This window comes from Alcaligenes parafaecalis (assembly GCF_026344135.1).
Lineage (GTDB): Bacteria > Pseudomonadota > Gammaproteobacteria > Burkholderiales > Burkholderiaceae_B > Alcaligenes > Alcaligenes parafaecalis.
In genome coordinates this window covers 298,812-315,391 of sequence record NZ_JAPKNA010000002.1, presented here as the reverse complement: position 1 = coordinate 315,391, position 16,580 = coordinate 298,812, and the positions used below count along the sequence as shown (strand labels likewise).

The 16,580-nt window shown below is 57.1% G+C and carries 9 protein-coding genes and 1 tRNA gene; 2 read left to right on the top strand and 8 right to left on the bottom strand.

Annotated features, from left to right (window positions below; genetic code table 11):
• Positions 1–1,080 carry a peptide chain release factor 1 gene (prfA, locus tag OSH09_RS08330; protein ID WP_207872369.1) on the bottom strand — a complete coding sequence of 360 codons (1,080 nt, stop codon included), beginning with the start codon at positions 1,078–1,080 and terminating at the stop codon, positions 1–3.
• A 96-nt stretch (positions 1,081–1,176) separates the two neighbouring features.
• Entirely contained in the window at positions 1,177–2,451 is a 1,275-nt protein-coding gene (hemA, locus tag OSH09_RS08325) for a glutamyl-tRNA reductase (protein ID WP_222668960.1), read from the bottom strand.
• A gap of 295 nt (positions 2,452–2,746) precedes the next feature.
• Here hemA and OSH09_RS08320 point away from each other — a divergent pair.
• Positions 2,747–2,822, top strand: a tRNA-Phe gene (locus OSH09_RS08320).
• 91 nt (positions 2,823–2,913) lie between these two features.
• Here OSH09_RS08320 and OSH09_RS08315 read toward each other — a convergent pair.
• The 5 genes from OSH09_RS08315 to OSH09_RS08295 form a co-directional block, all read right to left on the bottom strand.
• Complete coding sequence (locus OSH09_RS08315) at positions 2,914–4,263, bottom strand: type II toxin-antitoxin system HipA family toxin (protein ID WP_266120712.1); 1,350 nt, start codon at positions 4,261–4,263, stop codon at positions 2,914–2,916.
• Positions 4,264–4,265: 2 nt separating this feature from the next.
• On the bottom strand, positions 4,266–4,508 hold the full coding sequence (locus tag OSH09_RS08310; protein ID WP_266120711.1) for a helix-turn-helix domain-containing protein: 243 nt from the start codon (positions 4,506–4,508) through the stop codon (positions 4,266–4,268).
• A 113-nt stretch (positions 4,509–4,621) separates the two neighbouring features.
• Positions 4,622–5,272 carry an RNA polymerase sigma factor gene (locus OSH09_RS08305; protein WP_266120710.1) on the bottom strand — a complete coding sequence of 217 codons (651 nt, stop codon included), beginning with the start codon at positions 5,270–5,272 and terminating at the stop codon, positions 4,622–4,624.
• A gap of 22 nt (positions 5,273–5,294) precedes the next feature.
• On the bottom strand, positions 5,295–11,897 hold the full coding sequence (locus OSH09_RS08300; protein ID WP_266120709.1) for a filamentous haemagglutinin family protein: 6,603 nt from the start codon (positions 11,895–11,897) through the stop codon (positions 5,295–5,297).
• 518 nt (positions 11,898–12,415) lie between these two features.
• Positions 12,416–13,159, bottom strand: coding sequence for a class I SAM-dependent methyltransferase (locus tag OSH09_RS08295; protein ID WP_207872385.1), 744 nt, complete (start codon positions 13,157–13,159; stop codon positions 12,416–12,418).
• A gap of 119 nt (positions 13,160–13,278) precedes the next feature.
• Here OSH09_RS08295 and OSH09_RS08290 point away from each other — a divergent pair, with 119 nt between their 5' ends.
• Positions 13,279–14,034 carry a class I SAM-dependent methyltransferase gene (locus OSH09_RS08290; protein ID WP_266120708.1) on the top strand — a complete coding sequence of 252 codons (756 nt, stop codon included), beginning with the start codon at positions 13,279–13,281 and terminating at the stop codon, positions 14,032–14,034.
• A 119-nt stretch (positions 14,035–14,153) separates the two neighbouring features.
• Here OSH09_RS08290 and OSH09_RS08285 read toward each other — a convergent pair whose 3' ends face one another.
• On the bottom strand, positions 14,154–16,562 hold the full coding sequence (locus OSH09_RS08285) for a TonB-dependent siderophore receptor (protein WP_266120707.1): 2,409 nt from the start codon (positions 16,560–16,562) through the stop codon (positions 14,154–14,156).
• Between the last annotated feature and the right edge of the window lie 18 nt (positions 16,563–16,580).

Here is a 16,580-nt window from a genome sequence, read left to right as displayed (position 1 = left end):
TCACGCCTGCGCCAGATCAGCCAGCAAGCCGGCCTGATGTTCGGACAACAAGGCCTTGATCAGCTCGTCCAGATCGCCATCCATGATGTAGCCCAGCTTGTACAAAGTCAGGTTGATACGGTGATCCGTCATGCGGCCTTGCGGGAAGTTGTAGGTGCGGATGCGCTCGGAGCGGTCACCCGTACCCACCAGACTTTTACGCTCGGCGGCTTCTTTGTCGGATTGTTCGCGCTGCTGCTTGTCTTTCAGACGGGCAGCCAGCACCTGCAAGGCTTTTTCGCGGTTGCGGTGCTGGGAACGGTCGTCCTGACACTCCACCACCAGACCCGTAGGCAGGTGAGTCAAGCGCACAGCAGAGTCCGTCTTGTTCACGTGCTGACCACCAGCACCACTGGCGCGGAAGGTGTCAACGCGCAAATCAGCGGGGTTGATGGTGATTTCAGCCAAACCTTCGGCTTCGGGCAAGACGGCCACGGTACACGTAGAGGTATGGATGCGGCCCTGCGCTTCAGTTTCGGGCACACGTTGCACACGATGCGCGCCAGACTCAAATTTCAGGCGACCATATACATCCTGGCCCTCAATACGCACGATGACTTCTTTGTAGCCGCCCACTTCCGAATCGCTGGCGGACATGATTTCCGTACGCCAGCCACAGTTTTCGGCGTAGCGCATGTACATGCGCAGCAAATCCCCGGCAAACAAGGCGCTTTCATCACCACCGGCACCAGCACGGATTTCAATAAATACGTTGCGGGTATCGTCCGGGTCACGTGGCAAGAGCAGAACCTGCAGCTCCTCTTCCAATTGAGCGATACGCTCTTTGCCCAGCTTGTATTCTTCTTCGCCCATTTCCTTCAGTTCGGGGTCGGACATCATGTCCAGAGCGGCCTGCAAATCGCCCTCGGCTGCCTCATAGGCCTTGAACGCCGTCACGACAGGATCCAGCTCGGCGCGCTCGCGCGACATTTTGCGGAACTCATCCATATTGCCCGCAATTTCAGGCTCGGCAAGCATGGCATCAACTTCATGCAGACGGCGAGCCAATTGCTCAAGCCGACTGCGCATAGAGTCTTTCATAGGGAACAGCCTAAAGGGAAAATCAGAGGGTCTGGGCGCAGGTCAAAGCGATCATGCTGCACCGCAGGAGACGGTGGACAGACAAGAGCCCGGACGCTAACGCCGACGCGTTGTCGAGGGCAAGAGGCGAGGCAGCAAACTGAGCAATTGCTCGCGCTCGGAGCCTTCGCTGCGCGTCAATTCAGCCATAGGGCCGTGCATGTACTTTTGAGTGAGGCCATGCGCCAGCATTTCAATGACTTCAGCCGGATCATCACCGCGGGCCAGCATGCGACGCGCGCGTTCCAGCTCGTGCTGACGTACTTTTTCGACCGACTGCTGCACATCCAGAATGGCGGGCACAATTGCACGAGTGCTAAGCCAGTGCATATAGTGCTGCACCTGGGTGTCGATAATGGCCTCGGCCTGAACCACAGCGGCCTGACGGGCATCGGCTCCCCGTTGCACAAAGCGACCCAGATCATCGACGGTGTACAGATACACGTCATCCAGGCGGCCTACTTCGGTTTCAATATCGCGTGGCACGGCCAGATCGACCATGACCACAGGGCGGTGACGACGCGAACGCACGGCTCGCTCCACCATGCCCAGGCCCAAGATGGGCAAAGTGCTGGCCGTACAGGATACGACCACATCAAAATCAGCCAGACGCTCGGGCACATCGGCCAGCTTCATGGTGCTAGCCATAAAGCGGGACGCCAGGCTTTCAGCGCGTTCCTGGGTACGGTTGGCGACCACGATGCTACAGGGGTTCACCGCCGCAAAGTGCGTGGCGCACAGTTCGATCATTTCGCCAGCACCAATAAACAGCACCTTGGCCTGACTAAGATCACCAAACACACGCTCGGCCAAACGAACAGCCGCCGCAGCCATGGACACAGAATGAGCGCCAATAGCAGTTTGCGTACGGACTTCCTTGGCGACCGAGAAAGTGCGCTGGAACAATTGATGCAGCAAAGTGCCTAGCGAACCAGCCTCGTTGGCGGCACGCACGGCATCTTTCATCTGACCCAGAATCTGGGGCTCACCCAAGACCATGGAGTCCAGACCGCTGGCAACACGGAACGCATGGCGCACGGCCTCGTTCTGGTTGTAGCGATACAAATGGGGGGTCAGCTCGGCAGAACGCAGACTATTGAAGTCGGCCATCCACTCGGGCAGGCGCTCGGCCACATGGGGCTCGGCTGCACAGTAGATCTCGGTGCGATTACAGGTAGACAGAATGGCTGCTTCACGCACACCAGTGCCAAAGGTGGCACGCAAGGTATCAAGTGCAGGCTTTAACACATCGATCGGAAACGCAACGCGCTCGCGCACGGCAACCGGCGCGGACACATGATTCAGACCGAAGGTTAGAACATCTACAGACATGAGCAGTACAGGCTATAGCCCTGAAAAGACCAAGACAGGCAATTTTGCCGAAGCAAAACGCATGAAATTTAAGTGATTTTACGCCGCATGCCGGGGTTTTGCCAAAAATGTTACTTGCATTGCCTTTTTGTGATTACAATTGCTCTCCTTTATGCAGCCCACTTTTCCCTGAAAAGGGCCCCCTCCTAGGGGTACGGCAAAGTTGAAGTCGAAAAGATGCATAAAATTTTTGTTGTACTATGCGCACAAATTAAAAAACGTGGTATAGTTCTATTTTTACCGAGCAGTACACGTTGGCCTGGTAGCTCAGTCGGTAGAGCAGAGGATTGAAAATCCTTGTGTCGGTGGTTCGATTCCGCCCCAGGCCACCAAGAATTCAAACAAAAAGCCCAGTCAAACGACTGGGCTTTTTGTTTTTCTGTGCCATCGGCTGCTACTTCAGCCAGTTAGCCGCACCTCCTCTTATCCCAATGTCGCAGGCATAGCCTCCAAACGTCTGGCTGACTCACGCATTCCTTGTGCAATAGCCTCAAACACCGTCATGGGATACTCAGTCGGCAATTGCTTGGCCACCACATCAAGCACATCCGGCACACGTTCCAGGCAAGCCGCAATCAGATCCTCCATCGTCTCTCCCCACCCACATCGTCGAGCCATATGGTTGAAATGCCGACGCTGGATATCACGCAAACGATAGTGGGTGTTTTTTCCACGGACTGCCATGGCCAACTTGAGGCGATTCACATCCAGCTTGTTTGGCCCGGTACCCGTGACCGGCCACGCCGACAAAATGTCGTACAAAGGCGTCAAACGGTACCGGCCGCCAGGTAGGAGAAAAATAGAAAAATTCTTCGCGTGGCCATCCGTCGCTGCCAGCATCCAGAACACTAATTGCGCGGTCAGCAAAGTGCGCAAGTCATGTTCTCTCGCTTCGGATTGCTGCAAGATACGCGCAATATCAACAATACCCGGCCCGCCATCAGCTTCATATTTGGCATCAGGAGATGTTCCTGTTGCCTGACAAAAGTCTTCCTGCGGCAACCTTAACCAATAGGACTGCTCAGCTAACTTCCGATCAAAACGCTCAACAATCAATACCTTTTGCTCTTCAAACCTGGCCATCTCGCAGTGAGCGACAGGTAAATCGAAGGCGCGCAAAATCTGTGCACATAACCATTCATTTTCCACAGAGCTGCGCATATCCGCTTGGCGGCCACCCACCAAACCCAGAGGCAACTTAAAGATATGTGTTGTCGGCGTAGAGCCGACAGGTCGGCACCATTGCCCCTGATGCCTTAAAAAAGCTGTTTTTTCCTGGGCGCCAGCCAAGGATATTCTGAAATCATCGTCAGACACTTGCTGTTGCCCCAAGACTAACGGTGCTGCAGCGGCCACCCTCAAAGCATTGGCGATTTCACCCTCATTTAAAGGGTGAGCCTGAATGTCAAAGACATCCTCCGGCTCCTCACCGTCGGGAAGCAACTGAATAGCTCCAACACAATCACGCCCAATAGCCGTTAGCAAATCAAAGGCATCTGTACTTGATGTTCTGAACCGCGCCTGCAAACGACGGCGAATTACATCACTATCTGGCAGCAAGTTATCAAAATAATGGCGTACTTGGGGGCCACGTAAGGGAGCGTTATCAATAGTGAAGGGTAAGGAAAGCGATAAGGGACGCCCTTGTGATGATGCGTGCCAACGCGAATCATAATTCAGCCTGTCCTCGCCATTGGCTGCAACTTGCCACGTTCCTACCCGAATTCCATTGGCCCATAAGCCAAGCAAGAGTCGCTGTGAACGTTGTGTCATAGCTACCACTCACTTTCATTCAAAGGGGCTTGGGAGCGCTGTTGTACGCTTAGCTCCAACCCCAAAATACCAGTCAAGGCTAACAATCGCTCAACGGTTAACTGGCTCGGCTGACTTTCCAGCTCGGACAAACGATTTTGGCTAATCCCCAGACGAGAAGCCACTTCCTGTTGCGTCAAACCTAAAGCCTTGCGGCGAGCAACAAGCTGGTAACCAAGCTGATCACTGGTAGAAAGTATTTGCATGTCGGCTTATCGCTAATATCGATAATTAAATTATATCGATAAACTCGATAAACAACAAATATCGGTATTGTCGATATAGTAAAAATATCGATCATATCGATACCAGTAACAAATCAGAACCCCACCGGCTCCGCCATCCACCCGAACCCTGCACTCATGCTCGGTGGTGGCTTCACACAGCTATTGCGTCCCTGACGCAGCTCCGTCCAGTTCCCCAGCAAGGCCTGCTCGCAATGGGCTTCTGCCCGGCGCAGTTCATTACGGGCTTTGCTGGTGGTGACGCCGAAGCGTTCGGCCACGACGCTCAGACTTTGCTCTTCCAGGCGAGCAGCCAGAAAGATGGCGCGACGTTGGCGGGGTAGCAGCTCGATGGCGTAGATCAGGACCGACAACAAGGACCGACCGATCAGGCTGGATTCTGGCCCTGGCATAGGGGAAATCTGCTGCTGTTCGTCCAGCTCTTCCAAAGGCACCAGCATCCCTCTTCCTGATTCTGCTCGCCATTCGTCGATGGCCAGGTTCCTGGCCATGCGCAGCAAATACTGGCGTGGGTTAGCCACTGGCCCGATCTCCCGGCTGCCGTGCAGGCGCAGCCAGGTGTCGTGCAGGGCATCGGCTGCGCGGTCGCGGCAGCGCAGCCGGATGGTCAATTGCCGCAATAGTTCTTCGTAGTTCACCTTCAAGTACAAGCACAGTGAATACTGCGGCGTCACGCACTCCTCATTCCGCTTGCGGGTGGGCAAGGGCAGGCAAGTCGACAACATGATCAGATCTCCCAGGCTCAGGCTACAGTGTCATCCGCCGCCGCTCCTCGGGCGTCAATCGATCCAGAGCGGATTGCGGATTGGCGCCCAGTCCCAGGACCTGCACCGTACTGTCTTGGCGATACGCAGAGGCATCGATCTTGGATGTTGCCGGGCCTGCCCCTGATGAGGTGGCCCCGCCCCCTGACTGCCCTGCGTCCCCAAATCCCAGAATCTGCACGGTAATGACCGATGGCAGATTCTGACGAGCCTGTGCACGAGCGCGGTTCACCGTGTCCTGGGCTGCCGAAGCAGCCGAGGATGCTGTCGCGCTGGCGTTAGTCAGCGCTCCGGTGTTGACCGTCGCCACGACCGGAATACCCTTGGACTCGCCCTGCACCTGAATATTGTCTGCATTGACCACACGCAGGGCGGCGATATTGATGTCACCCGACACGCGAATCCCGGCCTCGCCCGCATCCACGGTTCCCAGCGGCGCAATCAAATCGATATAGCCTGGTGGAACTTCCGGAACAGGATTCAGCGTGGCAATACCCGCACCGGTATTCGGTGTGGATGGCGACAGCGCCACATTGCCAAACAAGTCATAAACACGGCGTTGCGGGGTGTAAACCACCGTTGTCTTGCTGCCTCGGCCAGCGTTGATATCACCTGCCGCCGACCAGGCCAGGATGTTGCCACCAAAGGTCGTAAAGACCCGGCTCTGCCCCATCAAAATATCGCTTTGCGAGAAGAAGTTGATATCCCCCTCCCCTTGCGTAATCACCCCCGAGCCGGGGCCGGGGTTGAAACCGCCATCAATCCCCACCAGAGCACGGCCACCGGGCGTCAGGATACTGATGTCACCACCAAAGTTGGTATGAATACCGGCATCCAGCACATCGTAGAAGGACACGTTATAACCTGGCATTCCCAAGGCCTCCCACTCGGCTTTGGTCAGGTAATTCACCTTGGGCGTGGGTCGGTTTTTACCGCTCGTATTATTGACGTAGTCGGCGTCGTAGTAGAGCGCGCTGCTGTACATGGTCAAGTCACCGGTATAGCTCAGCGCCTTGCCTTGTGCATCCTGCTCCGGGAACAGGGTGGCAATGGCTTCACGGCCACGCAAGTAGCTGCCTGCTCGCTTGCTGTCCCCATCGTTGTATTCACGGCCTGACGCACGCAATTCTGCGTAGTAGACGTTACGCAGATAACTGCGCTGCTGCTCGGGTGGCAATGCCTCAAAGAAGCTGCGTGCATCCATGCTGGCGGCATCAAAATGCAGACCCAAGCCGTTATCGCCCGCAAAGCGTGTTGTCAGCCAGTTGACCAGATGCAGTTGGCTCTCCAGCTTGTACTCACGCGCCAAGGGGCGGCTGGACGCGGTGCGCCCTTCTGCCCGGGCCTGATCACGCACCAGATCCAGCTCGGCCTGTTTCTGATCCAGGAAGCTCTGGGCGCCTGCCTCGTCACCTGTGTAGGCAAACTCTCGCTGCAGCCACTGGGACAAGGTCAGGCCACCGTTATAGACGTACAGCACCTTACCCTGCTGATCGGCAAAAGGCAGCTCCAGATCAGCCTGGTTATCGGGGTTCAGATAACGCGCGGCGAAGTCGTCCCAATGCGCGCCCTCGCCCATCCCTGCCGACACCGAAATGCTGGCACCACCGCCTCGACTCTCTGACACGGCGGATGCCAAAGGCCCCAGGCTCTTGATCTCGCCCTTGTCGGCCAAATACACATGGCGTCCTGCCGATACGTCCAGCAAACCAGGACCCTGAATGTAGAAGCTGCTATTGCGCACATCCCGGCCTGCTTCCACGATGGAAATATCGTCTGCCCAGGCGTGGGTGATCAGATTGCCACGTGTCGTAGCCGTGGGGCTCCAACTACCCGCCACCGCATCTTTCTGCCCCAAACGGGTGCCGGAATCCGTAATATCTCGGCCGGCGCGAATCGCGACCGGAACCGAGCCTTCCATACGCGAGCCCGCCGAGCCTGGGGGATAGCCCAGCAAGACTTCTTGCCCGACACGCAAGCCCACAATGTCACCATTAACTGCGTAATAACGGGCGGGCTGTCGTTGCTTGGCGGCCGTCGCGATATTGACCGGGGTACCGAATACAAACAGCGAACCCGCGGTGGCACGGCCACCGTAAAGAGAGGTGACCCCTCCATTAGTACTCACCGTAAACCAGTTATTCAGACGCATCGCCTCACTATCCACGTTGTGAATAATGCGAGGATTAAAACCATGCTCTCCCCCACCGGTCTGAGACACCAGACCCACAAAGCCAGGGCGCATCGGGCTAGGCATGGCAGCAGGATCAGCAGTCGACGCCGAGAACACATAGCCTGCTCCCAGGATGGAGCGACCGGCCAGAAATTGCAGCTCCCCACGACCGCTTGCGTTCACAAACTGCTCCCCTATGGGCGATGGAGCCAAAACCGTACCAAAGCCGTAGCGCAGCAAACCGCCACTTCCCACGGAGACTGAAGCGTCACTGGCACTGGCGCCATAAGCAATATTGCCGTTAGCTGCTGTTGCTCGCAGGATAGATGGGTAGAAATGGCCATCCGCGTTATGGGACTGGTTACGATTCAGATCGCCCCAACGCGTATCTTCATACGCAATACGCTCGTCCCACGCCGTAGTGGGCGTCAAGTTGCCCCCAGCACTGAACAGATCCACCCCAGTCGCCGGTGTCCACAAGGAGAACCAGGACCAGCCATTGCCATCGTAATGTTGGCCATCCACCGAAAACGGCGTGGAATGCAGCAAAGCCGTACGCCCTGGGTCCGCCACGCTGCCCAGTACCAGATCGCCACGGGTTTGCATGCGCACCGCAGAGTCACCCAGGATCAGAATGGGGCCACCCGTCGCCGCCCCGCCCCCGGCGGTGTAGAGATTAGCGGGACGCGTATCCATTTGATCCGCGCCACCAAAGCTTTGCTTGATCCCGCCAATCGCCCCGGCATCCAGGGCTGTTGCGCCACGCAAGTTCACAAACGTACTGTTCAGATCATGCTCGTTCAGGCGTACCTCGGGATTCGGATTCAAGGCTCCTCCCAGACGCAGGATCAAATCACCGCCACCCGTCTGCACCAGTTCACCACCCGGTGTGACACGGCCAGTGCTGCCAACCACCAAATGCAAGCCCTGACTGCGCGGTGTGTGCGACTGCTGATTCCACGTGCTGCGAATACCACGCGGATCAAGCATGCCTGCATCAGCCCCGGCTTCCACAGTCAAATTACCGCCGCCCAGCGTGCCTACGCCAGTAAAACCGGTCAGGAAAGGATCATTGGCAAACAACCAGGTGTCGTACTCACTGTAGTTACCGTCTGCCGCCCCAGCCACATACGTACCGAAGTTGACCCACCAGGCGCTGGGAACACCCTCGCTGCCGGACACGGCAGTGCCGGTGCCCTGACGCCACAGCCAACTGCCCACCGCGGTAGAGGCAATCTGTTGACGAGTATTGTGGAAGGTATATCCCAGGTCGTTCCGACCACTGTTATTACCGACCAGATCCCCTTTCACGCTGCCCTGAGCTCGCAATAACAAATTGCCGCCGTTTTCGGGATACCAGGCCCGATACAGGCTGTCCGCCCCACCATTGACCAAGGACTCAAAACGCTTGCCTTCCTTGCGCAGGACCGTGCCATCGGGCAACTTGCCACGCGCCTGGTTATAGGCCGCCCCCATGGACGCCGACGGTGTACCGGCGGTATAGACCCCGTACAGCGAATTCATTTCAATATCGCCGCCGGAAACCAGGTCCAGATCACCCACACCCGTACGCAATACACTGAACAGTTGCTCGCGGGCGGCCTGCGTCACTTCCGCCATCTCGGGCGGTGTGGCGGGTGTCAATTCCTTTGACGCCACCATGTCGCCCATTCCAAAGTCATTCAGCCCCATAGGATCAGTACCGATGAAACCCATGGAGCTCAGCTCGTCCACCTCGGCCTGGGTAATGATGGCCCCTGGTGTTGGCACAAAACTCAACAAATATTCGCCAAACATCAGATTGACCAGCTCCTCAAACTGGCTAAGGTCGCCCCAACGGTACTCGTAGGTGGCAGGCGAACCTGTGCCTGGCACCAGAACGGTTTTAACCCCCAGACCAAAATGCGTATCGGCCAGCATCAGACGATTATTGCTACCCACGGCAGTCAGGCGATTATCGGCGGCAGCCGTATCCGCCCCGGCCACCAGTCGAATATCCCAGGACTGTGAACCCGCTGCCAGCATCGGGGCCAGTGCCAGCATGCGACCTTGCATGTCATCTGTACCTCGCGAGCGCAGATCCACCATCGCCACACCACCTGGCAGAATCACATCGGTTTCTGAAGGAACCAGAGCGCCCTTGCTCAGATTCACGGGCTGAGTCAGCTTCATGGCCACGGGCAAAGGCACCCCTTTGGGCCACCAGGTCGCCGCAATTTGAGCGTCTTCTGGCAGACGGAAGCCTGCCGACAACTGCATATTGGCCTGCAAGACAACAGGCTCTTTCAGAACGGTACCGGCGGCATAAATCACTTGGCCTGAAGCATCCAGCACGGCGGCAGACAAGACCGTACCTGCAGGCAGAGACAAGCTCTGAGCCAGGCTCACCAGACCAGGAATCAGCGTGTCACGCGGCAGGGTCATCGCGCCTACCGGCACGTCGTAATTCAAGGTACGACCCGCTGCAAATTGAGTGCCTGTATCCAGGGTCACCATGCCACCGCGAGGGATGATCAAGTCACCACCAAAAGGCATGCGGCCTGCGGGCAGCACCCAGCTCTGATCATCCGCAGTAACACCCAACACGGAGGTATCAAAGCCATCTGTCACGCTACCGAAGATCGCCAGGTCGCCAGCGGCGCGCAAGACTAGCGCCCCTGCTTCTCCCGAGCCATAGAGCGAGCTTTTTTGGCTATGCGGGTTCACGCTAGCGTAGCGGAAACCGGACAGATCAATATCACCATCCACATGCAAATCACCATCCGGGTTGATGGCAGCGTTGCTGACAATTTCTACGCCAGGGCGCAGGTGGAATTCATCGCCATAGGCACGCAGCCCGGCCAGCTTGCCTTGCATCAGAGCCTGATTGGCCAGGGCCTTGTTGATGAAGGTTTCGCTATCCTGGTGTTTCTTCTTCAGATAGTCCTGATCGATGCGCTGATAACTGCGGCCATCCACGGTCAAATCGGTGCCTGGCTCGGCATCGTCGTATTGGTAGAAGGCATTGACGGCGATGGACTTGACGCCGCTGATATTGAGCGCGCCACGGGCATCAATATCCACATCATTACCCGTTGCGCCCCCCAGACGTGGGGCATTCAAAGCCACGGTGCCATAACGTGCGTCCGTTCCAGCCACGCTCAGATTCATGCGCATGCCGTCGGCCAGAAGCAATCGTCCCAGACCCGAATCAAGCTCAATGACTGCGCGGTTAGGTGCTTCAATGACCTGTCCGTAACTATCACGACGCAGAACACTGGCGCTGGCATCCAGAACAGTGGTATCGGCCAGTGTGAGGCCGCGCTTGGCAGCCAGACGAATACTGCCTGCCTGCTCGCCGCTGGCATCCACCTTGCCCACCACGGTCAGGCTGCCATTGTCCACGGACACGTTGATTTCACGGGCTTTGAGCTCGTCGCCAATGGTCAGATCACCCTGACGCAACTGGAAGCTGCGGCCACCCCAGACCGAGCCTTCGTTCAAGCGAGTATTCAAACCGGCAAAATCGGCAATCTGCTGTGCGCGTGCCTCGATAAAGCCCGCGCCAAACGGCACCAGCGTGCCACCGGCATCGTAATGCCCACTGGCGGCACCGCTGATGCGGCCACGCAAATCCAGCAGACCGTCCATCGCCAACGCCGTCAATTTACCGGCGCGGTTTTGCTGGGCGGACAGATCAATCAGGGAAGCGGCATCCTGAATGACATTGCCCCCACGGCTATTCAGGATGACATCCCCACCCCAACTGTATTTGCTGACATCAAAAAAGCGGATGGGGCGGCCTGCCATATCAATCTGCGCACCGTCACGCAAACTCACATCGCCTTGGGCGGTCAGGGTCAACTTGCCGCTAGGCAGCAAAACTGCACTATCAAAATTCAGATAGCTACCTGCATCCAGCTTCAACTCCGCACCCAGCGATTGGGCGGCGGTCGCTACATCGGGTTGCATATAATTCGCACCCTCAGGTCGGACGGCGTTAATGCTGCCACCGGCGCGAATATGGTTGACCGACCCTGCCTGCCCCGTAAACACAGGCGTGCTGAAATTCACGTCTCCACCGTAGTAGGTCCAATCCTTGGCGCTTTCATCCCAGGCACCACGGCTGTGATAGACCGACAAAGAACCTTTGTGATTGGCCGTGATACGTTCGCTGGCATTGAAGTTCACCGTGCCAAAGCCCAGGGCCAGACGGTCATGCGTGCCAACGGTATCCGGCTGGCTGCGTGGGCCATAGCCAAACTCGATCTGCTTGGCATCAATGAGCAGACGGCCGTTGCCCGTGCCTGCACCGCCCGCAATGATGTTGCCTGCTGGCGTCGTGGCGCCGTTCCAGACCAGGATACCGGTCTCGATACGTGCCTGAGTGTTCGCATCACCGTAGCCATAAATGGCTGGAGTGCCTAATAGCAATGCTTGTTGGGGACCATGGGCGGAACGCGATGCGCTGCGCCTGTCACAAAAACTTCACGCATCAGAAAGGCGGCTTGCGCTAGGGTGTGGGGACTCCGAACCCGTTTCTGGTTTCGCATTTATTGAGTGGTACTGCCCCATGCGCCCCGTACTTTTTTTATTATTGTTTTTGGCCCGGGCAAGCAGCTCTGCCCAGGAGAGCACGCAAGCAGAAGCGGCCAGGAAGCCGCAGGGCGAGACATCGCCGGGCTGCGTCAGTGTGGTGGTGGATGGGCAGGCGGCGCTGTCTTACGATTGCTTGAGCCAGCAGATGCAGCCCAAAGCAGGGCCGGGGCCCAGCACGCCAGGTATGGGATCGGAAGCGATCATCCAAAAAGGCCCGAATGCGATGGGCTTGGTGAGCCCGGCGACCACCAGCAATCGCATGGGGTCGAATTTCGGGACGTCGGCTTATCCACAACGACCACCCAGGCCGACCACCCCCTCGCCGTTCGCGCCGCCTAATCCTTGAAGCAAATTTAGCTGCGTTGATACTGCAAGCAGCGTCCCTTGTAGGACAATTCCTTGCCTTCGGGCATCAAGATAGGCCGGTCGCGCAAACAGACTTGCCGCACCAGCTCAAAGCCGTAGCGTTCCATTTCCTGAGTGAATTTATTGCGGTGTCCACGATCCGGGTCCACCACCCAGACTTCGGCCTGCTCTTTGGCGCGCTGGTTCACCAGTTCCGCCAACTGGGCGGGGGTATTGCCTTCATAAAGCAGATCACTGCCCACAATCAGGTCGTAGCGCTGCCGGGCAGGCTGTAGCCCCAGGGAAGCGAGCAAATCAGGGCAGGATTGCTCGCCCCACTGCGCATGGACATAGGGCAAATCGGCCAAACCATTCAAGGCCTGATTCAACTTCAAAAAATGCGGCACCAGAGGGTGGCAATCGCTGGCGTGAATCTGAGCCCCACGCTTGTGCATGAGCAAGCTGGTCAAACCCAAGCCGCAGCCCAGCTCCAGAATGGTTTCATCAGGCCGGACAGGACGATTTTTCAGCTTGCGGGCCAACTGTATGCTGGACGGCCACACCAAACCAAACAAGGGCCAGACGGCGGGACCTATGCCCAAGGCCTGAGCATGCCCCAAGGGGTCCGCGTACTGCATGTGGTCGGCCAAGGCACGAATCCGTAACGATTCTCTGGGCGAGATTCGTATATGCTGAAGACGCGTTTTGAGCTTGGCGGACGTGGGTGAGGTAGAGCCATGTAAGTCTGACATAGATCGATGATCGGCCATATCGACACAAAAAGCGAATTTAGGCCTATTTTGCCGTGGTTTAAACTATAAATGGCAAAAATTAGACGAACTTCGACTTCAACCCCCTATAAGGACTGCTATTGTTCAAAGACCTGATTAACGACCTCAACGACCATTCCATCGTGGAACCAGACATCTTCTTGGACGTACCCTTTGTCCCCAGTGATGACCGCGTCATCGACACCATGCTGCAACTGGCCGGAACCGGCCGCAAAGACGTGCTGTATGACCTGGGCTGCGGCGATGGCCGCATTGTTATTGCTGCCGCCAAAAAATATCGCTGCACCAGCATCGGGGTTGAACTGGACCCGCTACGCGTTGCCGATGCCATGGAGCAAGCAGGCCACGCTGGCGTGGAGTATCTGGTGGACTTTGTGGAAGAGGATCTGTTTACCGCAGACTTCAGCCAGGCCACGATCGTGACGCTGTATTTGATGGACACCATCAACGCCATCCTGCGCCCCCGCTTGCTGCAAGAGCTGCGGCCCGGTGCGCGTATTGTGTCGCACGCCTTTGATATGGGCGACTGGCAGGCCGACGAAATCCTGCAAGTAGGCGGCATCAAGATCTACAAATGGATTGTGCCTGCACAGGTCGCGGGCGAATGGGAGTGGGAGGGGCTGGATGGGACAGACTACCGCTTGCAACTGAAACAGCGTTATCAGGAAGTCAGCGGCAAGGTCTGGATCAATAGCGAACCGGGTGTGCTGGATAATTTGCACTTGTCAGGCGACTGTCTGGAAATCAGTACACAGGCGAACCCGTCGGCCCCTCAGATTTGGACCACGCTGTATTTTGACCATGAAGAACTGCTGTCTGTAGAAGAAGCCGCCTGAATCTTGCAGGCGCTTGTTAGCACTCTTCTTGCTACCTCCATTTCCCGCGTTTGATCGTCCAGGCTTAGACGATTTCCAAGCCCCGAGTCCGGCACAACGCCGGACTCGGGGCTTTTTGCTTAAAACTGATATTTCATCGTCAGCATGATCTTTTGTGGTGCGCCATAAAAGCCCTGCGAATCCTCCGTCAGATCCACATACTTCTTGTCGAACAGATTGTTGACGTTCAACTGGGCTGACAGGCTGGACGAGAAGCGGTAATTCGCCATCATGTTCGCCAGCAGGATGGAGCCTTGCGCACGTCTGGCCTTTACGTTCGGCGCGACAACCCTGTCCACGTAAACATGGCTACGCCATTGCAAGCCGCCGCCCACCGTCAGTTTCCCCTCGGTGCCCGGCACCACATAAGAGGTCTGGAGATTCGCCATGTTTTGAGGTTCGGAAGTTTTAAATGGGCCACCTTCCGCATTGCGCACCAGGTTACGAGCAAAGCCCGCAGACACCTGCCAGCCTGGCTGAATTTCACCCGAAGCCTGCAGCTCGAACCCTTCGCTGGTTACGCCCTTGGCACCCCGATAAGCAAAATCGCTAGAGCCGGGAACAGTCAGGTCACCATCTTTCTGGGCCACATTGTCTTGTTCGATCCGAAACACGGCTACCGAGGTGTTGAGCTTGCCGCCAAAGTGCTCGGCTTTCAGGCCCAGTTCGTAGCTCTTGCCCTGCACCGGGTCCAGATAGCCACCACTGGCGTCACGATAGGTCTGTGGCTGGAAGATATCCGTGTAGCTGGCATAGGCGGTGTAGTTCTCGTTGAAGTCGTACAGCAGGCCCGCATACGGCGTAAAGACATGGTGAGTCATGGTGTCATCGCCAGTCTCACGTTTCCAGTTGGTTTGACGGCCACCCACAATCAACTTCAGGGAGTCGCCAAGCGACAAGCGCAAGGCACCATAGACCGCATTCTGGCGCGTTTCCTGCTCGCCCAGCAGTTGGAAATTGCCCCACACCGGCTCCGGGTAAGAACCATTCCACTCGAACACATTGCCCACCGGGGTATTGCCCTGTGGCGCGTGATTGCCATAGCGATAGTTGGCCTTGCTGCCCATCAGGCCCACAAACGCTTCGTGTTCCTGACCAAAAGCGGCGAATGGCCCGCTCAATTCCAGGGACGCACTGTTCTGGTCAAACTCCTGATGCGAGCGGTTCAGCAAGGAGCTCATGCCTAGCCCAGTGACAGGATCGGGATGGCCCATCAGATAAATCAGCTTGGAGTCGTACTTGCTTTCCAGACGGCTGACATTGGCCTCCAAGGACCAGCCATTAGAGAAACGATGATCAACACCGGCATAAAAGGTATTGCTGGTCGTGTCCCAGCGGGTCCAGTCCGCACCAATGCTGAAAGAACGACGCCAATCCAGGTCGTTCCCCTGGTTATCCAAGGTTGGCAAGCCACCCCAGGTGACACCAGTTGGACGTTTAGCCTGATGCTCTACCCCCACGCGCACCGTTGTGTCCGGTGTCACATCCGCTTCTGCCGTGGCCAGCCAGGCACGATTGCGGGTGTGGTAGCGGTCGATATAGGAGTCACGCTCCTCCATCATCCCGGCCACTCGTGCGCGTACGGTGCCGTCCTTGTTCAAGGGCGTGGACAGATCAATCGCGCCCCGATGGTGGTCCCAGGAGCCTATGCCTACCGAGGCCGTGCCGGTGAATACATCACTGCTGGCGCGTTTGCGCACCATGTTGACCGACGCACCGGGGTTGCCCGCACCTGTCATCAAACCGGTAGCGCCACGCACAATCTCGATACGGTCGTACAGAATAGGATCGAAGTTGGAAGTGCCAAAGAAGTCATTCTGCGTGGCAATGGACACCCCATCGTACTGATAATTGTCGATATAAAAACCGCGCGAATGGATGTCGGTACGATCGATATCAGAGGTGGAGGCAGTGACCCCCGTTACGGTGCGAAAGGTGTCGCCCAGCGTGGTCAGATTCATGTCTTCCATCTGCTGACGTGTCACCACACTGACCGATTGAGGCGTCTCCCGTGGCGACAAACGCAGACCTGTTGCGGCCGTTGTTGCCTGCGTCGTATAGGAGCCTGAGCCTTCGGTAGACAGATCCCGCCCGACCACGCGCACCGGAGCCAACTGCGTGGCCTCGCCTTGTACAGGGCGCGTCACAGAGACATTGTTGCCATTGCGCCGAAACTCCAGGCCCGTACCGGCCAGCAAGCGGCTCAAGGCCTGATCGGCCGTCAAACTTCCGGAAACAGAGGGCGCATTCAGCCCTTTAACCGCATCGGGCAGATAGAAAATCTGCAAACCGGCCTGCGCGCCCAGTTTTTCCAGCGCCGCATCCAAGGGCTGGGCGGCAATACTGATGGCAACCGGCGCTTCCTGCGCCTGGGCGTCAGAAGCGTGCAAACCAAAAGCAAGAAAAAGCGAGAGTGCGAGGGCGTTAAGGCCAATCAATGTCGTACCCCGACGCGCCGAGGCGGTGGGGCTAGCTTGCGTGTCCAGCATGAACGGAGTTCCAAAAAA